Source organism: Paraburkholderia sp. SIMBA_054 (assembly GCF_046534875.1).
Classification (GTDB): Bacteria; Pseudomonadota; Gammaproteobacteria; order Burkholderiales; family Burkholderiaceae; genus Paraburkholderia; species Paraburkholderia hospita.
Map to the genome: position 1 here is coordinate 26,098 of NZ_JAWRXV010000023.1, position 21,729 is coordinate 47,826.

The 21,729-nt window shown below is 64.1% G+C and carries 22 protein-coding genes and 2 pseudogenes; 13 read left to right on the plus strand and 11 right to left on the minus strand.

Annotated elements, in window-relative coordinates; genetic code table 11:
* A complete protein-coding gene (locus SB822_RS26325; protein WP_410855989.1) occupies nucleotides 1-1,113 on the minus strand; it encodes a PAS domain S-box protein in 1,113 nt (370 codons plus the stop codon).
* A 224-nt stretch (nucleotides 1,114-1,337) separates the two neighbouring features.
* On the opposite strand from SB822_RS26325, the gene SB822_RS26330 reads away from it, so the two are divergent.
* On the plus strand, nucleotides 1,338-1,655 hold the full coding sequence (locus SB822_RS26330) for a hypothetical protein (protein WP_039900119.1): 318 nt from the start codon (nucleotides 1,338-1,340) through the stop codon (nucleotides 1,653-1,655).
* A gap of 26 nt (nucleotides 1,656-1,681) precedes the next feature.
* Here the strand turns inward: SB822_RS26330 and SB822_RS26335 are convergent, their stop codons facing one another.
* The 8 genes and pseudogenes from SB822_RS26335 to SB822_RS26370 all read right to left on the minus strand — a co-directional run bounded on the left by SB822_RS26335 (nucleotide 1,682) and on the right by SB822_RS26370 (nucleotide 8,494).
* Complete coding sequence (locus SB822_RS26335) at nucleotides 1,682-2,050, minus strand: DUF3564 domain-containing protein (RefSeq protein WP_410855990.1); 369 nt, start codon at nucleotides 2,048-2,050, stop codon at nucleotides 1,682-1,684.
* Nucleotides 2,051-2,169: 119 nt separating this feature from the next.
* Nucleotides 2,170-3,201 (minus strand): Acg family FMN-binding oxidoreductase, encoded by a 1,032-nt coding sequence (locus SB822_RS26340; RefSeq protein ID WP_114223392.1) that lies wholly within the window; start codon nucleotides 3,199-3,201, stop codon nucleotides 2,170-2,172.
* Between the two features lie 15 nt (nucleotides 3,202-3,216).
* Complete coding sequence (gene fnr / locus SB822_RS26345; protein ID WP_410855991.1) at nucleotides 3,217-4,017, minus strand: fumarate/nitrate reduction transcriptional regulator Fnr; 801 nt, start codon at nucleotides 4,015-4,017, stop codon at nucleotides 3,217-3,219.
* A gap of 17 nt (nucleotides 4,018-4,034) precedes the next feature.
* Nucleotides 4,035-4,439, minus strand: a complete 405-nt coding sequence (locus SB822_RS26350; protein ID WP_007732659.1) for a response regulator — start codon at nucleotides 4,437-4,439, stop codon at nucleotides 4,035-4,037.
* A 123-nt stretch (nucleotides 4,440-4,562) separates the two neighbouring features.
* Complete coding sequence (locus SB822_RS26355; protein WP_007732661.1) at nucleotides 4,563-5,210, minus strand: response regulator transcription factor; 648 nt, start codon at nucleotides 5,208-5,210, stop codon at nucleotides 4,563-4,565.
* Nucleotides 5,207-6,421: pseudogene (locus SB822_RS26360) on the minus strand (PAS domain S-box protein); the annotation flags it as partial. The pseudogene SB822_RS26360 and the gene SB822_RS26355, both read right to left, overlap by 4 nt.
* Nucleotides 6,422-6,795: 374 nt before the next feature.
* The gene (locus tag SB822_RS26365; RefSeq protein WP_007579417.1) at nucleotides 6,796-7,629 is read right to left on the minus strand and encodes a universal stress protein; all 834 of its coding nucleotides are present in this window, start codon (nucleotides 7,627-7,629) and stop codon (nucleotides 6,796-6,798) included.
* Between the two features lie 25 nt (nucleotides 7,630-7,654).
* Nucleotides 7,655-8,494 carry a universal stress protein gene (locus tag SB822_RS26370; protein ID WP_410855992.1) on the minus strand — a complete coding sequence of 280 codons (840 nt, stop codon included), beginning with the start codon at nucleotides 8,492-8,494 and terminating at the stop codon, nucleotides 7,655-7,657.
* A 234-nt stretch (nucleotides 8,495-8,728) separates the two neighbouring features.
* Between SB822_RS26370 and SB822_RS26375 the strand changes: the two genes are divergently transcribed.
* Together SB822_RS26375 and SB822_RS26380 are read left to right on the plus strand one after the other, a co-directional pair.
* Entirely contained in the window at nucleotides 8,729-9,769 is a 1,041-nt protein-coding gene (locus SB822_RS26375) for a zinc-dependent alcohol dehydrogenase family protein (protein WP_410855993.1), read from the plus strand.
* Between the two features lie 69 nt (nucleotides 9,770-9,838).
* Nucleotides 9,839-10,311: pseudogene (locus tag SB822_RS26380) on the plus strand (universal stress protein).
* A 66-nt stretch (nucleotides 10,312-10,377) separates the two neighbouring features.
* Here SB822_RS26380 and SB822_RS26385 read toward each other — a convergent pair.
* Nucleotides 10,378-11,076 (minus strand): SagB/ThcOx family dehydrogenase, encoded by a 699-nt coding sequence (locus SB822_RS26385; protein WP_051058154.1) that lies wholly within the window; start codon nucleotides 11,074-11,076, stop codon nucleotides 10,378-10,380.
* Nucleotides 11,077-11,230: 154 nt separating this feature from the next.
* On the opposite strand from SB822_RS26385, the gene SB822_RS26390 reads away from it, so the two are divergent.
* On the plus strand, nucleotides 11,231-11,926 hold the full coding sequence (locus SB822_RS26390; RefSeq protein WP_079493532.1) for a CBS domain-containing protein: 696 nt from the start codon (nucleotides 11,231-11,233) through the stop codon (nucleotides 11,924-11,926).
* A 282-nt stretch (nucleotides 11,927-12,208) separates the two neighbouring features.
* Nucleotides 12,209-12,955, plus strand: a complete 747-nt coding sequence (locus SB822_RS26395) for a glucose 1-dehydrogenase (RefSeq protein WP_042308615.1) — start codon at nucleotides 12,209-12,211, stop codon at nucleotides 12,953-12,955.
* Between the two features lie 18 nt (nucleotides 12,956-12,973).
* Here the strand turns inward: SB822_RS26395 and SB822_RS26400 are convergent, their stop codons facing one another.
* A complete protein-coding gene (locus SB822_RS26400; RefSeq protein WP_410855994.1) occupies nucleotides 12,974-14,365 on the minus strand; it encodes a PLP-dependent aminotransferase family protein in 1,392 nt (463 codons plus the stop codon).
* Nucleotides 14,366-14,759: 394 nt separating this feature from the next.
* On the opposite strand from SB822_RS26400, the gene SB822_RS26405 reads away from it, so the two are divergent.
* From SB822_RS26405 to SB822_RS26440, 8 genes are read left to right on the plus strand one after another with little or no spacing between them, the layout of a single operon-like run.
* Nucleotides 14,760-15,242 (plus strand): MSMEG_0572/Sll0783 family nitrogen starvation response protein, encoded by a 483-nt coding sequence (locus SB822_RS26405; protein ID WP_007579428.1) that lies wholly within the window; start codon nucleotides 14,760-14,762, stop codon nucleotides 15,240-15,242.
* An 18-nt stretch (nucleotides 15,243-15,260) separates the two neighbouring features.
* The gene (locus tag SB822_RS26410) at nucleotides 15,261-16,286 is read left to right on the plus strand and encodes a Nit6803 family nitrilase (RefSeq protein WP_410855995.1); all 1,026 of its coding nucleotides are present in this window, start codon (nucleotides 15,261-15,263) and stop codon (nucleotides 16,284-16,286) included.
* The gene (locus SB822_RS26415; protein ID WP_410855996.1) at nucleotides 16,255-17,388 is read left to right on the plus strand and encodes an MSMEG_0568 family radical SAM protein; all 1,134 of its coding nucleotides are present in this window, start codon (nucleotides 16,255-16,257) and stop codon (nucleotides 17,386-17,388) included. Before SB822_RS26410 ends, SB822_RS26415 begins: the two co-directional genes overlap by 32 nt.
* 2 nt (nucleotides 17,389-17,390) lie before the next feature.
* On the plus strand, nucleotides 17,391-17,954 hold the full coding sequence (locus SB822_RS26420; protein WP_410855997.1) for an MSMEG_0567/Sll0786 family nitrogen starvation N-acetyltransferase: 564 nt from the start codon (nucleotides 17,391-17,393) through the stop codon (nucleotides 17,952-17,954).
* A complete protein-coding gene (locus SB822_RS26425) occupies nucleotides 17,951-18,937 on the plus strand; it encodes a sll0787 family AIR synthase-like protein (RefSeq protein ID WP_410855998.1) in 987 nt (328 codons plus the stop codon). The genes SB822_RS26420 and SB822_RS26425 overlap by 4 nt, the downstream gene beginning before the upstream one ends.
* Nucleotides 18,934-20,106 carry an MSMEG_0565 family glycosyltransferase gene (locus SB822_RS26430; RefSeq protein WP_410855999.1) on the plus strand — a complete coding sequence of 391 codons (1,173 nt, stop codon included), beginning with the start codon at nucleotides 18,934-18,936 and terminating at the stop codon, nucleotides 20,104-20,106. Before SB822_RS26425 ends, SB822_RS26430 begins: the two co-directional genes overlap by 4 nt.
* Before the next feature lie 23 nt (nucleotides 20,107-20,129).
* On the plus strand, nucleotides 20,130-20,414 hold the full coding sequence (locus SB822_RS26435) for an MSMEG_0570 family nitrogen starvation response protein (protein ID WP_007731610.1): 285 nt from the start codon (nucleotides 20,130-20,132) through the stop codon (nucleotides 20,412-20,414).
* 20 nt (nucleotides 20,415-20,434) lie between these two features.
* Entirely contained in the window at nucleotides 20,435-21,727 is a 1,293-nt protein-coding gene (locus tag SB822_RS26440; protein ID WP_410856000.1) for an MSMEG_0569 family flavin-dependent oxidoreductase, read from the plus strand.
* The last annotated feature ends 2 nt before the right edge of the window (nucleotides 21,728-21,729 follow it).

The window sequence follows — 21,729 nt, forward strand, 5'->3', positions numbered from 1 at the left end:
TTACTGCACGGCTGCAACAGGCACGCGAATCGAAATGTGAAAACCCGTGCCCGGCGAACTGGCGAATGACACCGTGCCCTGTAGCTGCCTGACGCGCTCGCGAATGCCAAGCAGCCCGAACGATGTGCTGACAGGCGGCAGAGTGAGCGTCGCGCCCACGCCGTTGTCCTCGATGTCGAGCGAGACGCGATCGCCGACGCACGCCAGCTCGATGCGCACGCGGCTCGCGTTCGCGTGACGCGCGACGTTGGTCAGCGCTTCCTGCACGATGCGAAACAGGTTGGTCGACGCGAACTCATTGAACTGCGCGTTGAACTGCGGCTCATCGGCTTCGATGTGAACCGTCGCGGCGACACCGTAGCGCTTGGTGAAGTCTTCGGCGAGCCATTCGAGCGCGGCGGTGAGCCCCAGATCGTCGAGCAGCGGCGGGCGAAGATCGGAGGCGATCCGGCGCAGCGACATCGCCATCGCGTCGATCTCCTTTTGCACCGCCCGCGTTTGCGGCACGAGTGGCGCGGTCTCGGCCTTCGCGGCAAGCGTCGCTTCCATCAGCGCGACACTCATTTTCAGCGCGGTCAATTGCTGTCCGAGGTCGTCGTGCAGTTCGCGCGCGATACGCTTTTGCTCGTTCTCGCGCGTGATCTGCACCTGCGCCGATACCTCGCTCGCCCGTTCGAGTTCCGCAAGGCGCATGCGGTCGGTCATGTCGCGCGTGACCTTGGCGAAGCCGAGCAGCGTGCCGCTGGCGTCGCGCACCGCGGAAATGGTGACGTTGGCCCAGAACCGCGAGCCGTCGCGCCGCACGCGCCAGCCTTCGTCCTCGACGCGCCCTTCGGCGGCGGCGATTGCCAGTTCGCGTGCCGGCTTGCCGGCGGCGATGTCCTCGTCCGTATAGAACGCCGAAAAATGATGGCCGATGATCTCGTCGTGTGAATAGCCTTTGATGCGCTGCGCGCCCGGATTCCAGCTGGAGACATTGCCGGCCGGATCGAGCATGAAGATCGCGTAGTCCTGAACCGCTTCGATCAACAGGAAATAACGGTCCTCGAGCGGCACATCCGATGCGGACGCCGCTTTCTCGCTGCGGGACGGCTCGTTGCCCGACGCGGTCATCGTGATTCCCGGCGTTTGTGAAAGGACGGTTGAGTTATATCAGTTCACGAACGGTTGTACCAGTTTGCCGGGCGATCGTGCATCGGGCGTGTCTGGCGGCCGAAGCTCTGCCGCGTTGATATGGGTCAATCGCGTCGGCGCGCGCGGCCGGTACGCTGAGGGCACGGATCTGCGCAAGACTTGCTCTACGCATCCAATGAAGCGGGCATCAATGGGAGGCGATGGTGGGCATCGGCATGCAGATTGTCTATCTGGGCTGCAGCGCGACGGCTGCGCTCGAAGCGGAGGCGGCGATGCAACTGATGCGCCTGCAACCGTTCGGCGCGTCCCTGTCGGACTGCCATCTGGCCATCGAAGCGCTGCGGCTGCGTTCGGGCAAGCCGCTCTACGATGTGCGCCTCGACCTCGTCACCGCGACGCACGAACTGAAGCCGATTGGCCGCCATGCGGCCGAGAGCGCGGAAGAGGCCGTGCGCCGCGCGTTCGACGCCGCGGAGCGCACGTTGCGGACAGAGGCCTCTGCGTCCGCGCCACGTCGTTGAGCGCGCGCTGTTAGCGCGTCGCGCTTTCAGACTTCGTCGGCGAAAACGCCGTGCTCCGGCTCCGCATCGGTCCCGTCGATCCACTGCACATGCCATTGCCCGGCAATAGGCGCGCGACCTGCATCGCGATACCAGAGCGCCTGCCCGGATTCGCCTTCGAACGGCCCATCCAGCGTGAGCAGATCGAGGCCCGACAACTCGCAGCAGACGCGATCGCCCGCCGCGTCCAGAATGCGCGTGGCATCGTTCGAAAGCGCCAGCGTTCCCCATTCAGGCAGATCGATCACGGCGTGTCCTTCGCGCGACCATTTGCGGGCGTCGCGGTCGAGCCAGAGAATGGCATAGACGGACGGCTCGATGCACTCGAACGTATCGAGGTGAAGGGTGATTCTCATCGACGGCTCCTTTTTCGGGGTGGCGCACGCATTCAATCTACCGCGTGTACGACGCTGGAAATTGAGGCACGTCAATGGCCGCCGACATGCACATGCGGCAAAGTGCTGCTGCCCTGAAGTCAGGAGACGACGTCGGCGAGAGGGCGTCGCGGCGAGTGTGCAGCCTGCGGGCTGCGTCCGACGCGCAGCAGCAGTTGCGGCGTCGCGTCGAGGTGCAGCAGGCCGCTAATCTGCACGCGCAGCGTGGTCACCTCGATCGGCTGGTTGAGGTAGGACGCCGTTAATCCTTCGGAGACGGCGACCAGCAGCATGCGTTCCAGCGCCTGGCCGGCGGCGACCCATGCCTCGCGGTCGTTGCGCAACGTCGCAATGCCGACGATCAGCGGCGAACCGTCGACCAGATGCCGGTGCGTGGCAGGCGTCCCCGCGCCCGCGTCGAACACGCGGACCACCGCGGAGACGAGCGGCACCGCGAAATCGAGCAGCCCGCTCACGGCAGTTCCGTACGCCGGCATGCCGTCGTCGCGGCGGCGCGGATGGGTCCAGACGGCAAGCTCGCGCCGAAAGCGCGGGTCGGCGAATTGGGTATGGTCGGCTTCGGCGACGAGGTACGCGATCGTCTGGCGATCGGCGCGCTCATGCAGGCAGCCCGCCAGCGCGCCTTCCGCGTCGCAGGCGTCGATCAGCTTCTGTTGGACGTCGGCGGGAACGGGGTCGTCGGCAAAGGGCGTCCGCGTCGTGACGCGCCGCGTGATCGCATCGAAGAGCGACGCCACGGCGGCGTCGCCTTGACCGTGACGCGACACCCGCACCAGCGCGACGACGTCGGGGTCCGCATCCGAAGGAAACAGTGTGATCGCATAGGCGAACCCGAAGTGGCTCAGCGCCACGCGCAGATTGAAGAGCGCGGCGCCGCAACTGATGATCAGCCCGCGATCGAACGGATCGACGACGGGCAGCGCCCGCAGCCTGTCCACGCAAACCTGCACGGTGCTGCCGTCGATCATGAAGTGCCACGGCTGCGTGTTGTGATTGGACGGCGCGAGCACCGCGTATTGCAGTGCAAAGCGCAGTTGCGCGTCGAGCGGCGCAGCAGGATCGAACTGGGTTTCGTCGATTTCCCATGCCGAACGCGGATTGGCTTGAATCATCTGGGTGTCCTCGCGCTAGACCCGCGCGAGCCCCTCGTGATCGATGATGCGGATCGTCTTGCCGTTCGCATCCACGAGCCGCTCGCGCTGGAACTTCGAGAACATGCGGCTCACGGTTTCGAGTTTCATCCCGAGATAGCAGCCGATTTCCTCACGCGTCATGCGCAGATGAAACTCCGCGCCGGAGAAGCCGCGCGCCTTGAAGCGCCGCGACAGGTTCAGCAGGAAGGTCGCCACGCGCTGCTCGGCTGTCATCGTACCGAGCAGCATCATCTGGCTGGACTCGCGGACGATCTCGCTGCTCATCATCTGATAGATGTGATGCTGCATCGGCTTCAGCTCGCGGCACATCGCTTCGAGCTGCGCAAACGGAATGATGCAGACGACGCTGTCTTCGAGCGCGACGGCATCGCAGTTGTGCTGACTTGCGCCGACGCCGTCGAGCCCCAGCGCCTCGCCGGCAATCTGGAAGCCCGTTACATGCTCGCGGCCGTCGCGATGCATTACGACCGTCTTGAACGATCCCGCGCGCACCGCGTAAATGCTCTGAAACGCGTCGCCCGCGCGATAGAGCGTGTCGCCACGCTTGACGGAACGCGTCGAGCAGATGATGGCGTCGAGTCTTGCCAGTTCGTCGGCGTTCAGGTCGGCGGGCATGCAGAGCGCGCGCATCGCGCACGCGGAGCAGCGGGGCGCGCGACGCGCCGGCGGCTCGGCCCGCGAGACGGGATGAATCGGCACGACTTGCGCCGCGCGGATTGTAGGACGGTCGCTGCTGAGGGCGGTTGCAGTTGCGGTGACAGTTGCGGCAAGCATGGTCGGCTCCAGTTCGCTTACGGGGACGCGCGTTGCGTCCGGGCAATGCCTGCGATGGTTCGGCAGGCCGCATCGAATTCAGACGTCTTGTCGAAGAAGAAATCGGCGCCCGCCGCGTTGCATGCGTCGCGGAAAGCGCGCGCGATGTGGTTCGTCAGCACGATCTTGACGATGGCCGGGTGCTGCCGGGACAGCGTCTCGATCAGTGCGAGGCTGTTGCCGTCGGCAAGGCGCAGGTCGAGCACGACGATATTCGCGTCGCAGGCACGGATGCCTTCCAGCGCCGAGTCCCCGTCTTCAGCCTCGCCGGCGATTTCCACGCCCGCAATGGCGCCCAGCAGACACGCAAGGCGGCGCCTCACTTCGACGGCGGCGTCGACGAGATAGACCTTCGCGGCGAGGGCTGGCAAGGCGGTATCCATGTCCAACAGTATCGACGGCCCTATCTCAAAAATGTATAGGACACGATGGAACCGACCCTAGGAGTTTAGGTAGGCGTTATAGGAATATTCCTACTGACAGCGGCGGAGTCTTAAGATTCGCGACTAGATGTCGGCCCCGTCGTCGATCAGCTTGTGGCGGATCGCATAGCGCACCAGCCCGTTTTCATTGGGCATCTGCATTTTTTCGAGGATGCGGGTCTTGTGCGTGCTGATGGTTTTGACGCTCACGCACAGTTCGTGCGCGATTTCGGTGATGCTCTGACCGGAGACGATGCGCCGGAACACGTCGTACTCGCGGTCGGACAGCCGGTGATGCGGCAGCGCTTCGGCGGGTTCGTTCAGATGCTGCGCGAAGCGCTCGGCCATCGCGAGGCTCACATAGACGCCGCCCGACGCCACTTTCGTCACGGCGCCGACCAGTTCGGCGCTGGCGCTTTCCTTCGTCATGTAGCCGGATGCGCCGGCCTTGAAGGCGCGCACCGCGTATTGCTGCTCCGCGTGCATGGTCAGCACGAGGATGCGCAGCGCGGGTTTTTCATCCTTGATCTGTTTGATGAGATCGACACCGTTACGGCCGGGCATCGACAGGTCGAGCACCAGCACGTGGGCTTCCGTGGCGCGGATCAGCGCGATGGTCGTGCCGCTGTCCGATGCCTCGCCCGCCACCTCGAAGCCGCTCGCGGATTGCAGAATATGGCGCAACCCGTCGCGCACGAGTGTGTGGTCGTCGGCCAGCAATACCTTGATCATGGATGCGTATGTTCCTGTTGCACGGTTTGCAAGGGAAAGGTCACCGTCAACGCAAAGCCCTGGTTCCTCGTCGTGTCGATCCGAACCGAGCCGCCCAGCGTATGGGCCCGTTCGCGCACGCCGATCAGGCCAAACGGCCTGTCCAGGTCCGCTTGCTCCCCCGTGCCGATGCTCGCGTCAGGTTCGGCGCCACGGCCATTATCCGCGATGCGCAGCACATAGTGTTGACTGCTCGCGTGCAGCGACAGATCGACGGCGCTCGCATCGGCGTGACGCGCGACATTGGTCAGCGCTTCCTGGACGATGCGGAACAGGGCCGTCGCCGCGTCTTTCGTGAAGACCGCGTCGCCCGCCTCGATGCTGCGTTCGACCGCGATGCCATAGCGGCTGGTGAAGTCGTTCGCGAGCCATTCGATGGCGGGCGCGAGGCCGAGATCGTCGAGCATCACGGGCCGCAAGTCGGCGGCGATGCGGCGCAATGAAGCCACCGTCGCGTCGATCGTACGAGCCATGCCGTGCAGACGCGCAATGGCGTCGATCTGCTCGCGTGTGCCCGAACGCGAAGTCAGCTCGGTTTCGAGCACCGAAAGCTCCATTTTCAGCGCGGTGAGCTGCTGGCCCAGATCGTCGTGCAACTCGCGGGCGATGCGTGTCTTTTCCTCTTCGCGCACGCTCTGCAGATTGGCCGACAGCCGCCGCAGCTCTTCGCGCGACTGCTTCAGCGCGTTTTCCGACTTCACGCGTTCGGTGACGTCGCGCAACATCACCGTGTACAGCTTGCCGCTGTCTTCGCGTATCTGCGAAATCGATGCCTCCAGCGGAAATTCTTCGCCGTCCGCGCGCAAGCCGAACAGAACCGGCTGCCGTCCCATCATTCGCTCGGAGATGCCTGTCGCGTCGAATTGCGCGACGTGCTGCGCATGGCTGTCGCGAAACCGCTGCGGGATGAAGCGCGAGAGCGGCGTGCCGAGCGCCTGCGCGGCGGGTACGCCGAAGATGCGTTCCGCGGTCGGATTGAAGATCACGATGTTCTGCGCTTCGTCGATCGTGATGATCGCTTCCATCGACGAGCGGATGATGCCCATCATGCGCGATTCGTCGCGGCTCGCGTTGCGTGTGGAAAGCGCCTGCGTGCGCGCGGCGGCGATCACGCTGACCACGGCCGCAACAAGGGACAACGCGCACAGCGCCGTGATTAGCGCGATCGTTGCCGTGCCGTTCGACGCGACGACGGCAAGCACGACGACTGCGGCCAGGCCGCAGACGAGCGCGGCAAGTTGCGCCTGGGCAACGCGTCGATGCGCGAGAGACTTGCTGGTAATGTCGAGGTCGACTTTCATCCGTGCCTGCCTCGCGATAAAGACGGACGGCGCGCGACGCTTCGCGACGAATGCCGGCGTCATGCGAAGCGCGCTTGCGTGGCGCTGACATTGTGCGCCGTTTGTGCATGGTTGCATCCGTTCGCGCGCGGCGCGCTCAGCCTGCGCGCGGCGCGCTCAGCCTGCGCGCGGCGCGCTCAGCCTGCGCGCTGCCGCGCTTGTCCGCCGCATGGCGTCCCGCCCGCGACGCCATCTTCATGCGCTCGTCAATGCGACATCAGCACGGGCACCGCCATCGATTCCAGCATCGTCCGCGTGACGCCGCCGAATACGCGTTCGCGCGCGCGTGCGTGTCCATACACGCCCATCACCAGCAGGTCCGCGTGCAAATCGGATGCGCGGTTAAGCAGCGTCGCGCCCGTGCCGACGCCGATATGATGCGGCGTCGTCGAGAACGACGCTTGCACGCCATGTGCGTCGAGCCACGCGGCGACGTCGATGCCTTCGGGCGCGTCCCCGTCATGCTGCGCGCGATGCCGCACGATCTCGACACCGACATGGCGCGCGCGTTGCAGCAAGGGCATCGCGTCGGCGGCGGCGCGCGCTGCTTCGCGGCTGCCGTCCCACGCGACCAGCACGTTTTCGCCGAGCGTCCGCACGTCGCCCGCATACGGAACGACGAGCGCGGGGCGGCCCGCTCCCAGCACCAGATCGCCGACGAAGTGCGGCGCGACGAACGAAGCGGGATCGTTCGGATCTTGCTGGCCGAGCACCAGCAGATCCGCGTGCCGCGCGTGAAGCATCGCGACGTCAAGCGCGGGTCCGGGCGGCGCGCGCCATTCGGCGCTGCGGCCGGCGCGTTCGGCGGCGGCGAGAAAGGCGTTCTGCGCTTTCTCGCGGCGCTCGTCTGCGTGCGCTTCGAGCTGCCCGAACGACAGCGTCTTGTCCTGCCGGAAGATGGGCCGGAAGAGGTCCTGGCAGACCACATACAGGCCGATCAGATGCGCATCCCAGCGCTGCGCGAGTTCGAGCGACAGCGCGATGCGCGTGTCGCTGCGGCGGCTATCGTCGATATGGACGAGCAAGGTCTTGTAGCTCATGTCAGTTCCTTTTTCAGCGAGACGCTCAATGCGACAGCAGCACGGGCACGGTCATCGACTGGAGCACGGTGCGCGTCGCGCCGCCCAGCACCAGCTCGTGCAACCGGGAATGCGCGTAGGCGCCCATCACGATCAGGTCGCAGCCCGATTCCGCCGCCTGCGACAGCAGCACGTCGCCGATCGGCGTGTCGCCGCTGGCGGACACTTCGCGCACGTTCACGTTGACGCCGTGACGCGCGATGGTCAGTGCGATGTCGGTGCCCGGAATGCGCCACAACGGCGGTTCGTCGCGTGTCGCGTTGACGGTGAGCAGCGTGACGTCAGCGGCGTGCGACAGGAACGGCATCGCGTCGTGAATCGCGCGCGTGGCTTCACGGCTGCCGTCCCACGCGACCAGCACGCGCTGGCCGAGCGTCGCGCGGGCGCCCGTCGACGGCACCAGCAGCACCGGGCGGCCCGCCGACATCAGCAGATGCTCGACGAACTGGTCGGCGATGAACGATTCGGGGTCTTGCGGATCGGTCTGTCCGGCGATCACGAGATCGGCGAGACGCGCGTAGGGCGGCACGACGTCGTTCGCATAGCCCGTTGCCGCGATCCAGCGTCCGTCCACTTTCGCGCGCGCGGCCTCCGCATGGAACAGACGGTCGAGCGCGGCACACCGTTCGTGACGTTGACGCTCATGCTCCGCGTAGTAGAAAGCCGTGCCCCCCATCACGAATAGCGCGTGCGGATCGGGCAGGTAAGTCGTGAAGAGGCCCGTCAGCCTCGCATGAAACTGATGGGCGACACGTAGCGCGAGTTCGAGGCGCGGATGCGCGTGAACGCCCGTGTCGAGTTGCACGAGGATGCTCTTGTAACTCATCGCCGTTACTCCAGAACAGAGAGACGTGGGGCGGGCGTCAGCCCGCGATGCAAACGAGTCTACGGGGCGCATCGCCATTGCGATTGATGCAGATCAAGCGGTGTCGCATCGCGGATCGGGCAGCTGTTTGCGGGGCGATTGATGGGCGTATTGATCGACGTCAAGCGCGACGGCGCGCATGCGTCTAGATTGGTCTGTGTGAATTGCTTCATTCCTTCAATGGAGGACTCTGTCATGAAAGCACTCGTTTATCACGGTCCCAATGAGAAATCGCTCGACGAACGCCCGATGCCCGAACTCGCGGCGCCAACGGATGCCCTCGTCAGGATGACGCGCACGACCATCTGCGGCACCGATCTGCACATCCTCAAGGGCGACGTGCCGACCTGCGAGCCGGGCCGCATCCTTGGCCACGAAGGCGTGGGCATTGTGCATAGCGTGGGCAGCGCGGTGAGCGGCCTCGCGGTCGGCGATCACGTGCTGGTGTCGTGCATTTCGTCGTGCGGGCGGTGCGACTATTGCCGGCGCGGCATGTACTCGCATTGCACGACGGGCGGCTGGATTCTCGGCCATCGCATCGACGGCACACAGGCCGAATACGTGCGAATTCCGCACGCGGAGACCAGTCTTTACCGGATTCCCGCCGGCCTCGACGAAGAGGCGCTGGTGATGCTCTCCGATATCCTGCCGACGGGCTTCGAATGCGGCGTGCTCAACGGCAAGGTTCAGCCGGGCAGCACGGTGGCTATCGTTGGCGCGGGGCCGATCGGGCTCGCGTCGCTGTTGACCGCGCAGTTCTACTCGCCCGCCCAGATCATCATGATCGACCCGGACGCGAACCGGCTCGAAGTGGCGCAACGTTTCGGCGCGACGGCCTGCATCGACAACAGCCACGCGGATGCCGTCGCGCAGGTCATGGCGCTGACGGAGTCGACGGGCGTGGATTGCGCGATCGAAGCCGTCGGCGTGCCCGCGACCTTCGAACTCTGCGAAGCGCTGATCGCGCCCGGCGGCACGATTGCGAACGTCGGCGTGCATGGCGTGAAGTGCGATCTGCATCTGGAAAAGCTGTGGGATCGCAACATTTCGATCACGACGCGTCTGGTCGACACCGTCAGCACGCCGATGCTGATGAAAACCGTGCGCTCGGGCCGCCTCGATCCGAAGCAGCTGATCACGCACCGGTTCGTGCTCGATGACATGCTCGCCGCGTACGAGACGTTCTCACATGCGGGGAGCACGCATGCGCTCAAGGTGCTGATCGAAGTATCTTGACGCGTGCGCGCCTTTTATTAACAAGCGGCCTCGCGTTCCAGCCTTTCGAGCATTCCAAGGAGAGTCAACATGTACAAGAAGATCCTCGTCGCAGTGGACGGCAGCCACACATCGAAGCTGGCCGTGCAGGAGGCCGTGAAGATGGCGTCGCTCACGAGCGGGACGGTGCACGCCGTCTACGTCGTCGATAAATCGCCCATCTTCAACTACGCCGGTTACTTCGACCCAACCGTTCTGACGGACGCATTGCGCAGCGACGGGCGCAACGCGCTGGAAAACGTCGAGGCCACGTGCAGGCGCAGTCGGGCGTCGCGTGCGCGAACGAGCTGGTGGAGACTGAGCCGCTCAACGACGATATCGCGCAGACGCTGCAACGTTGCGCGGAGCGCCTGGGCGCGGAACTCGTGGTGCTCGGCACGCACGGGCGCCGCGGCATGAAACGGATCGTGCTGGGCAGCGTCGCGGAACACTTCGTGCGGATTGCGACGTGTCCCGTGCTGCTGGTGCGCGGCAGCGACGAGAAAGACGAAGCCGGGCAGTAGAGCCTACCGCGATAGATGAATGAAGAATGCGCCGTTCGCGTCAGCGCGAGCGGCGCGCTTGCATGATCAGAAAAAGGTCGTCGCGAAGTCCTCATCGGACGGGCGACCTTCGTGCCCCGCCGCGAAATGCCCGATCGTCTGCGCGAGCAACGCGACCGATCCGACGGGCAGCTTCAGGCTGGCGGCAAGCGCCGTGCGGTTCATCCAGCCGCGCGCGGCAGCCGCGAGCCCCGTCGACGCGCAGAACAGATACACGTTCTGCAGGATCGCGCCCGCGCTCGCCGACGCAAAGGCTTCGCGCTGTGCATGCGGAACGTCCTGCATGCGTGTCAGGTCGGCGACATACACTAGATTGACGGGCGCGTGGCCGAGAAACTCCTGATAGCCCGTCATCGCGCGCAGGTCGGCGGCGGCGACGAGGGTAAGCGCATGCGCGACAGGGTCGTAGCGATACGCGCCGCTTGCGAGCAGCACGTAAATGTCGATCTCGTAGCCGCCCAACGCCGACGGCGCGGTGCGACCGTTACCGCGGGCGCGGTTGATGCCGTCGGCGGCCCACAGCAGATCGCCGAGCGTGCCGTGATCGAGTGGCGTGTCGGCGAACTCGCGCGACGTTTGCCGTGCGGCGAGTGCGTCGAGCAACGGCATACCGCCTGTGCGTTGCGGGGGCGCGAAGCCGATATACGGGGCAGGTGTGCCTTCCACGGGCCGCGGCGCGGGCGTGTTGAGCAGTGCGGAACCGATGCGGAAGAGAGGTTTGGTCATGGCGTGCCGTCCGCGCATGGAAGGCGACTTCCGCATGCGGACCTCCGAAAGAACGTGAATCCATCGTCCCACGCTTCGGATCGCGCCGGTTGATGCAGGTCAAGCGCTTCCGCTTCGAGAGGCACAAAATGGTCAGTGTGCCAAGGAGAAAACCATGTTAGCTATTGATGTCATGACACCGTCCGTCATCTGCGCGAAACCGGAAATGACGGTGCAGGAAGCCGCGAAATGTCTGGTCGAAAACAGGATCAGCGGCATGCCTGTCGTCGACGCAAACGGCGTGCTGGCGGGAATCCTGAGTGAAGGCGACCTGCTGCACAGGGTCGAGACGGGAACGGAGAAACGGCGTTCGCGCTGGCTCGAACTCTTTTCTTCGACGCGCGATCTGGCCAGCACCTTTGTGAAGGAGCACGGGCGCATGGTCGCCGACGTAATGACTACGACCGTGGTCACCGTCGACGAGACGACGCCTGTCGCCGACATTGCTGAACTGATGGAGACACGCCGTATCAAACGCGTGCCGGTGATGCGTGACGGCGCGCTGGTCGGCATCATTACGCGCGGCAACCTGATTCGCGCGCTGGCGAGTACGGCAGCGCCGGCGCAGGCGCAGGACACGCCGTCTGCGGACGACCGCGAAATCGCCGATGCCATCGTCGCTGCGCTGAGCGACAAACGCTGGGCCTTGTCGAAGGGAAACGTGATCGTCAAGGATGGCGTCGCGCATCTGTGGGGCGTGATCGAATCCGAAGCAGAGGAGCGCGCGCTTTGCATCGCCGCGCTCGAAGTGAAGGGCGTGAAGGAAGCGCGCGCGCATCTGAGCTATCCGACCATCATGCCTTTGATGTGACGATTGCATGACATTGCAATCGGCCGCGATTCGCGCGGCGAAAGGTCCGTAAGCGTTTCGGGCCCTTCGTCGCGCGTTTTCCGTTTCAAGGGCTAGAATTCACAGCGAGCGGCTCTCAGTATCCAATCCGTTTTCGATTGTTCGCCAGATCCCTCAAGTCAATTCGCCTTGAGCCGCTTTATCGCGGCGAATCATCTGTCTACATTCTCTCCATCGCAGGCCGGCTGGTTCGACAAGCCGCCGGCCCCGTCAAACGGTATCGAAACGATTGAGGAAACAGTCATGAGCAAGCTTGCAGGTAAGGTCGCTGTCGTCACAGGCGCGTCGAAAGGAATCGGCGCGGCCATCGCCAAGGCGCTTGCAGCGGAAGGCGCATCTGTGGTCGTCAACTACTCCAGCAGCAAAGCTGCAGCTGATGCAGTCGTCGCCGACATCAACGCAGCGAGCGGCAAGGCGATCGCAGTCGGCGGCGACGTGTCGAAGGCAGCGGACGCGCAAGGCATCATCAACGCCGCTGTCGAAACCTACGGCCGTCTCGACATCCTCGTGAACAATTCAGGCGTCTATGAGTTCGCACCTATTGAAGAGTTCACCGAAGACCAGTTCCACAAGCAGTTCAATATCAACGTGCTCGGCCTGCTGCTGACCACGCAGGCGGCCGTCAAGCATCTGGGCGAAGGCGCGAGCATCATCAACATCAGCTCGGTCGTGACGAGCCTCACGCCGCCGACCAGCGCGATCTACAGCGGCACGAAAGGCGCCGTCGATGCGATCACGGGCGTGCTCGCGCGCGAACTGGGGCCGAAGAAGATTCGCGTCAATGCGATCAATCCTGGCTTCGTCATCACGGAAGGCACGCACGAAGCAGGGATTGCCGGCTCCGACTTCGAAACGAACGCGGTAAGCCAGACGCCGCTTGGCCGTGCCGGTCAGCCGCGCGATATCGCAGCGGTTGCCGTGTTCCTCGCATCCGACGATTCCGGCTGGTTGACGGGCGAACACGTCGTCACAAGCGGCGGATTGCGCTGATTCACCTTCAACACGCGATCACATCATCGGCATATGCAGATGATGTGGATCGCTCAAGGTTTCCGCGACGCGCTGCAACGCGTCGCGGCAATCGTTTCTGTCCTGCGGACCGCCCAGGCAAACGCGGATCGTATTGGGCGGGTTCCCATCGGTTGAAAACGCCGCGCCCGCCACCGCTCCCACGCCCTGATTGCGTAATTGCAGCGCAAGCTCGGGCGCGCTCCAGTCGCACTGGGGCGGAATCGGCAACCACAAATGAAAGCCATCGGACTGCGCTTCGTAATGCCAGTCGGCCAGTTCCTGTGACGCAATCGCCTGGCGCGCGTTCGCTTCCTTGCGGATCGCGTCCAGCATCTCGTGCGCGGTGCCGTCGTTGACCCATTGCGTTGCCAGTAGCACCGTGAACGGACTTGGCATCACGGTCGTCGCGCGCAACGCGCCCGCGACGCGCTGCGTCTGCCTTGCTGTCGGCGCGCGCAAATAAGCGACGCGCAGCCCCGCGCCGAACGTCTTCGAAAAACCCGTCACATACCAGGTCAGTTCCGGCGCGAGCGAGGCTAGCGCAACGGGCTTGTTCGCCGGCAGCCAGCCATACGCATCGTCTTCGATGATGGGGACGCTGTAGCGCAACGCGACATCGGCGAGCGCTTCGCGCCGCTGTGCCGAAAGCGTCAGCGTGCTCGGGTTCTGCAAGGTCGGGTTGCAGTAGAACGCGCCGGGCTTTTCGGTCTTGCACAGCGCTTCGAATGCGTGCGGCAACGGTCCTTCTTCATCGCGCGGCAGCGGCTGCAAGCGCACGCCGAGCTGCGACGCGATTGCCTTGATGCCGGGATACGCGAGCGTGTCGAGACAAATGGTTTCGCCCGGTCTCGCGAGTTGCGACACGAGCGCGACGAGTGCGCTGTGAATGCCGGGGCACACCAGCACGGTATCGTCTTCGCAGTCGGGCAAGCGGTCCTTCAGCCACGCGCGTCCTGCTGCGCGGTCATCGGGCGTGCCGCCGAAATCCTGATAGCGCAGCAGCCGGTAAGGATCGGTTTGCGCAAGCAGATGCGCCGACGATTCTCTCAAACGTGTCGCTAACTCGGGCGGCTCCGGCGGCATGTTCATCGACATCTCGACGCTGCTGCCGCCCGCGAGCGGCAAGGTCTGCGTGCGTCCGCGCACGAACGTGCCGCTGCCCGCGCGCGCATCGAGCAAGCCGCGTTTGCGCGCCTCCGCATAAGCGCGCGCGACGGTGGTGTAGTTCAACTGCAATGCACCCGCCAGATCGCGCAAGCCGGGCAGCCGGTCGCGCGGACGCAGACGACCGCTGGCGAGATCTTCCTCGATCAGATCCGGTATCACGAGATACGCCGGTTTGCGGCTTTCCGTCAGCCGCTTGAGCCAGTGATGCGCGAGACTGTCCATGCTGTTATTCCCGATGCGGACTTAAAAGCGTCATTCAAGGTAACACGCGAATTCCGCGAAAAATAAATCGGTTTCCATTCAATTCGAAACTTGATCGCATTGATTGGATGAATGCACGCTTGCGGGGTATCGCGCACCATCCGCACGCAAAAGGCGCTGCGCCGGTGTGCGAAACCGGTGCGCGCGCATCGGCCGCCGAGACCCGAAAACCCCCCATCAGACAAGACTCGCAAAGAAATTTTCGGGTCGCTCGAACAATTGCGATTTGATTGATTGGAAGTTGATTGCATGAACCGGGCCGGAAATTGGCATATCCGTTGCGTTAAGTGATTCGCCAATCGGGACATTTCCCGTTGAGCAATCCGATCAATTACGCGACTTATTGGAGAGCGATATGCCTGCCGTCAACAAACCGCTGCATCAGAAAGGCGATTACCTGGTCGACTACGAAGAAAAGGTATTTCCCGACGTCAAGGCCGAACCCGGCGAGAAAGCACTCGTCACCTTTCATACGGTCGCATTCGAAGGCTCGATCGGCTTCGTCAACCTGTTGCAGGCCACGCGCCTGCAACGCAAGGGCTTCGATACGTCGGTGCTGCTGTACGGCCCCGGCGTCACGCTCGGCCTGCAACGCGGCTTTCCGACGCTTGGCGACGAAGCCTTTCCCGGCCATCTGAACTTCAACAAGCAGCTCGTCAAGTTCATGGAAGAGGGCGGCAAGGTCTACGCATGCCGCTTCGCATTGCAGGCGCTCTACGGTCATGGCGAAGCGTCGCTGATCGAAGGCATCCGGCCGGTCAATCCGCTCGACGTGCTCGACCTGCAGCTTCTCCATCGCAAGGAGAACGCGCTGATCATCCATACGTGGACTGTCTGAGCTCGCCGGGTGCCGATCATGTCCGAGCAGCGAATCATCCGTGCAGCGGCGGTGCAGATTGCGCCGGATTTCGAGCGTCCCGGCGGCACGCTCGACAGGGTATGCGCCGCAATCGACGAAGCCGCATCAAAGGGCGTGCAACTGATCGTCTTTCCCGAGACGTTCGTGCCGTACTACCCGTACTTTTCGTTCGTGCGTCCGCCTGTCGCGTCGGGCGCCGAGCATATGCGGCTCTACGAGCAGGCCGTCGTCGTGCCGGGCCCTGTCACGCAGGCCGTGAGCGAGCGCGCGCACCGTCATTCGATGGTGGTCGTGCTCGGCGTGAACGAGCGCGATCACGGCAGCCTGTACAACACGCAACTCGTGTTCGACGTCGACGGACGTCTCGTGCTCAAGCGCCGCAAGATCACGCCGACGTTTCATGAACGGATGATCTGGGGCCAAGGCGATGCGGCGGGGCTCAAGGTCGCGCATACGGGCATTGCGCGAGTCGGCGCGCTCGCGTGCTGGGAGCACTACAACCCTCTCGCGCGCTATGCGTTGATGACGCAGCACGAAGAGATCCATTGCGGCCAGTTTCCGGGCTCGCTGGTCGGGCCGATTTTTGCGGAGCAGATCGAGGTCACGATCCGTCATCATGCGCTCGAATCGGGCTGCTTCGTCGTCAATTCGACGGGCTGGCTCAGCGAAGCGCAGATCGAATCCGTGACGACGGATTCGAAACTGCAAAAGGCGCTGCGCGGTGGCTGCATGACGGCGATCGTGTCGCCCGAAGGCCAGCATCTCGCCGAGCCGCTGCGCGAAGGCGAAGGCATGGTCATCGCGGATCTCGACATGTCGCTGATCACGAAGCGCAAACGGATGATGGACTCGGTCGGCCACTACGCGCGGCCCGAGTTGCTGAGTCTTGCCATCAACGATCGTCCGGCGCTGCCCGTTGCGCCGATGTCGATGTCGTTCGAACGCGCGGGTGCGGACGCCGCGCCCGACGAAACCACGAGTGGAGGTCAGGATGAATGCCAGCGTGAACCTGTCGCCGGTTGAGCCGCGCACGCAGCGCCAGTTGGTGGAACTGCGCACGGAACTGCAGTCGGCGGGGCTGCGTCTCGTCGATCCGAACGCGGGCGCCGCGAGCCGGCGCGGCGGCGCGGGTCCGTCGGACCACAAGGCCGTGACCGTCGATGGCGTGACGATCATGGTGCCCGTGCATACCAGCTCCGCGTGGAATTCGCCGTTCGTCGCGGGTTCGCCGGATGAAGCGGGCGCGAGCGCGTTGATGCGCGGCACGATCCCCATTGCCAGCATCAGCTTTCCGAAGGCGCCGCGCTTCACGCAACTGCAAACGCTCGACGGCGTGCCGTACTCGCATATCGCGACATTGCACGGCACCGACGTGCTCGCCACGACGGTGCTGCAAACCTGCATCCGCTACGAGAGCCGCAAGAAGACCTGCAAGTTCTGCGCGATCGGCCAGTCGCTCGCGGCGGGTCGCACGATTGCGCGCAAGACGCCGGAACAGCTTGCGGAAGTGGCGCGCGCGGCCGTGCTGCTCGATGGCGTGAAGCACATGGTGCTGACCACGGGCACGCCGCCGGCGCCGGATCGCGGCGCGCAGATTCTGTGCGAAAGCGCGTTTGCGATCAAGGCGGCCGTCGATCTTCCCATTCAGGCGCAGTGCGAGCCACCTGATAACGATGCGTGGTTCGAACGCATGAAGGCGAGCGGCATCGACACGCTCGGCATGCATCTCGAAGTGGTGACGCCGGACGTGCGTGCGCGCGTGATGCCGGGCAAGGCGAGCGTGCCGATCTCGCGCTATATGGAAGCGTTCAGGGCGGCCGTCGCGGTGTTCGGCAAAGGGCAGGTCAGCACGTACATTCTCGCGGGCCTCGGCGATACGGCGGAAGCCATTCTGTCGATCTCGCGTGAACTGATCGAGATCGGCGTATATCCGTTCGTCGTGCCCTTCGTGCCGATCAGTGGCACGCCGCTCGAAGACCATCCCGCGCCTTCGCCCGAGTTCATGAAGTCGATTCTGGCGCCGCTCGGCGCGATGCTGCGCGACGCGCAGATGCGTTCCGCCGATATCAAGGCGGGCTGCGGAAAATGCGGCGCGTGCTCGTCGCTCGCATCGTACGAGGACTGATCATGTTCTGCGAGACATTCGACGAACTGGATGCGTTGCCGCTCGACTTCACGCCCGCCGAATATCGCGTGAAATGGGCGACGCTGCCGTGGGAAAGCAACGAAGCGTACGCGCTGCGGCGCGCGGTGTTCTGCGTCGAGCAGGGCATCTTCGTCGGCGACGACCGCGACGAGATCGACCGTCACGCGAAGCTGCTGGTCGCGCTCAGCTGCATCGCGGGCATGCCGGAGGAGGTGGTCGGCACGGTGCGGATACACGAAACGCAGCCGCGCACGTGGCTCGGTTCGCGCCTTGCCGTGCATGCGGCGTTCCGTTCGCACGGCAAGCTCGGCTCGACGCTGATCCGTCTCGCCGTCAGCAGTGCGCACGCGCTGGGATGCGATACGTTTCTCGCGCATGTGCAGCGCCAGAACGTGCCGCTGTTCAGGCGGCTGCACTGGCAGACGGTCGCGGAGGAAACGCTGTTTGGCCGGCCTCACGATTTGATGGAGGCGGACCTCGCGCACTATCCGCCGTGCTTCACGCCGGAAAGCGGCTTCGTCACGTCGTCGCGAGGCCGCTCATGAGTCTGCAAGCGCTGGTTGACCGGATGCGCGCAAGCCGCGGCTTTCGACACAAGACGGATATAGCGGGCGTGGTGGCGTCGCTGGCGTCGCGTCTACCGAACGGCACGCGCGATCTCGCACAAGCCGTTGCCGTGGGCGACGACTGCGCGGCGCTTGCCGATGGCGACGGCTATCTGCTGTTCGCGATCGAAGGGCTGGTCAGCGACTTCGTCGAGACGATGCCGTGGTTCGCGGGCTACAGCAGCGTGATGGTCAACATCAGCGACGTGTATGCGATGGGCGGTCGGCCGCTTGCCGTTGTCGATGCGTTGTGGAGCGACGGGCTCGATGCGGCTGGGGAGATCCTGGCGGGTATCGCGGCGGCATCGAATGCGTATGGTGTGCCCGTTGTCGGCGGGCATAGCAACACGCGCAGCGCGGAGCCGCAGCTTGCCGTGTCGATTCTCGGTCGCGCGAACGCGTTACTGTCGAGCTTCAACGCGCGACCGGGTGACCGTCTCGTGATGGCCGTCGATCTGCGCGGCCGTTTCGAAGATCCGTATCCGTTCTGGAATGCGTCGGTGGGCGCGCCCCCCCAGCGCCTGCGCGATGATCTCGAACTGTTGCCGCAACTCGCGGAAAGCGGTTTGTGCGACGCGGCGAAGGACATCAGCATGGCGGGTGTGCTGGGCACGTCTCTGATGCTGCTCGAATGCTCGGGCGTCGGCGCGCGCATCGATCTCGATGCGATCCCTCGCCCGGAGCATGTCGATTTCGAACGCTGGCTCAGCGCGTTTCCGAGTTATGGATTCGTACTTTCCGTGCGAGAAGAGCATGTGGATGAAGTGCTCGCGCGCTTCGCGCAGCGCGGCCTCGCATGCGCGACGATTGGTGCCGTGGATGCGTCGCGCGAAGTGGTGCTCACGCAGCAGGGCGATTCGGCGTTGCTGTGGAGCTTCAAGGACAGTGCCTTCATCGGCGCGCCTGTGGGAGCGCAAGCATGAACGGCACCGCGATGCGCATTGCGCTGTTCACGCATTCCGTCAATCCGCGCGGCGGCGTGGTGCATACGCTCGAACTGGGTCGCGCGTTACATGAAGCGGGGCAGGATGTGACGATCTTCGCGCCATCCGTCGGCGGCGCGCCGATGTTCCGTGCGTCGCCTTGCCGTGTCGTGCTCGCACCTGTCGCGGCGCATGGCAACGATACGGTGTCGATGGTGCGGACGCGGATCGACGCTTTGAAAACCGCGTTGATCGAAGATGGCGCGTCCGGCTTCGACGTGCTTCATGCGCAGGACAGCATCAGTGGCAACGCGCTTGCGGAGTTGCGCGAAGCGGGCGCGATTCGTGGCTTCGTGCGTACGGTTCATCATCTCGATACGTTCGACGATCCGCGACTATGCGAGTGGCAGCGACGCGCGTTCGCGGACGCCGACGCGGTGTTCTGTGTGAGCGACGCATGGACGTGCAAGATGCGCGACGAGTATGGCGTCACGGCTTCTGTAGTCAATAACGGGGTCGACGTCATGCGCTTCCGTTCCTCGGGCGACCCAGACGCTTGCATGAAGCTCGGCGTTATCGGCAAGCCGGTTGTACTGGCCGTGGGCGGCATCGAGGAACGCAAGAACACGCTGCAACTGCTGGAGGCGTTTGCATTGCTCAGGCAAACGCACCCGAATGCACAGTTGGTGATAGCTGGCGGCGCAAGCCTGCTCGATCACGATGCCTATACGCGCCGCTTCATCGCGCGCGCGGCGCAACGGGGTCTGCGCATTGGGCAAGGCGAACCGATCGTGGTCACAGGCCCGCTCGATGACGCAGCCTTCCCCGCACTGATGCGACGTGCCGATGTCGTTTCGATGGTGTCTTTGCGCGAGGGTTTTGGTCTCGTCACGCTCGAAGCTTTGGCGGCGGGCGCGCCCGTCGTCGTGTCGCAGATCGAGCCATTCACCGGTTACCTCGACGAACGCGTCTGCTGCTGGGCCCAACCCGATGACGCCGCCAGCATCGCGGATGCACTGCGCCGGGCGCTGCATGGTCGCGGCGGCATCGACTTCGAACATGCAGTACCCGAGCTTCTTGCACGCTTCAGTTGGCACGAAAGTGCGCGCCGTCATATCGCGCTGTATGCGAATTACGCGCAGCACATCATGCAACCGCTCGGCGCCTGAATCTCTCAATCAAAGGAAACGTGATGCCAGTCATGCACTTCAAGGTCCAGTGGCCGGACGGCAGCGAGGCCAACTGTTATTCGCCTTCGACCGTAGTCGGCGAATTCTTCATCGCCGGGCAGCGTTACGCGCTTGGCGATTTCGTCGAGCGAGCGCGCGAGGCGCTGCATATCGGCTCCGAACGCGTGCGCGAGAAGTACGGCTTCGCTTGCTCCGCTGCGATGGATCAGCTTGCGCAGATCGAAGCGCAGGCGCAGCGCTTCGCCACCGATCCGCAAGCGGAAGTCCAGGTCGTCGAACTTTTGTGAACCGAACGCAGGAAAGAATCATGTCGAACGCAAACATCATCGCTCCCGATACAACGAACGCGGCGGCGCACCATACGGTGATCGTCGTAGGCGGCGGACAGGCGGGACTGTCGATCAGCTACTACTTGAAAGAGGCGGGCATCGATCATCTCGTGCTCGAAAAGCACACGGTCACGCACACATGGCGCTCGCAGCGCTGGGATGCGTTCTGCCTCGTCACGCCGAACTGGCAATGCGCGCTGCCGGGGTACCCGTATCGCGGCGACGATCCGCATGGCTTCATGAAGAAGGACGAGATCATCGCGTATCTGGACGGTTTCATCGCGATGGTCGATGCGCCCGTGCTCGAACATACGGAAGTCCGCAAGATCAAGCGCCTCGCTTCGGGCGGCTATTTTGTGTCGACTTCGAATGGCGACTTTACCGCCGATCAGGTCGTGGTGGCCTCAGGCGGCTATCACACGCCCATCGTGCCGCGCATGGCCGAACGTTTGCCTAACGATATCGTGCAGTTGCAGTCGTCGCATTACCGCAATCCGCAGACGCTGCCTGAGGGCGCGGTGCTCGTCGTCGGTTCGGGGCAATCGGGCGCGCAGATTGCGGAAGACCTGCATCTTGCGGGCCGCAAGGTGTATCTGGCCGTGGGTGAAGCGCCGCGTTGCGCGCGCTTCTATCGCGGCCGCGATGTGGTCGACTGGCTTGCGGACATGCGCTACTACGACATGCCCGTCGATCAGCATCCGCTGCGCGAAGGCGTGCGCGACAACACGAACCACTATGTCACGGGCCGCGATGGCGGACGCGATATCGATCTGCGGCGCTTCGCGCTCGAAGGCATGGAACTGTATGGCAGGCTCGACGATCTGCGCGATGGTTGCCTGCAATTCGCGCCGAATCTGATCGACGCCCTCGATAGCGCGGACGACACGTATAACCGGATCAACATGAGCATCGACGGCTTCATCGACAAGCATGGTATCGAAGCGCCAGTCGGTGCGCCTTATGAACCCGTATGGCAACCCGAGGGCGAACGCACGTCGCTCGATCTTGGAGAAAGCGGTATCACGTCAATCGTCTGGTGCATCGGTTTCAGGCCGGATTTCAGCTGGATCGATGCGCCTGTTTTCAACGGACGCGGCTATCCCGCGCACGTTCGCGGTATCACGCCGCAAGCGGGGTTGTATTTCATCGGGCTGCCGTGGCTGCATACATGGGGATCGGGCCGCTTCTCCGGTATCGCGCGCGACGCCGGGCACGTGGTCGACACGATCCGTTCCGCGATCGACGCAACGTCGACGAGTCTTGCGGCGTGAGC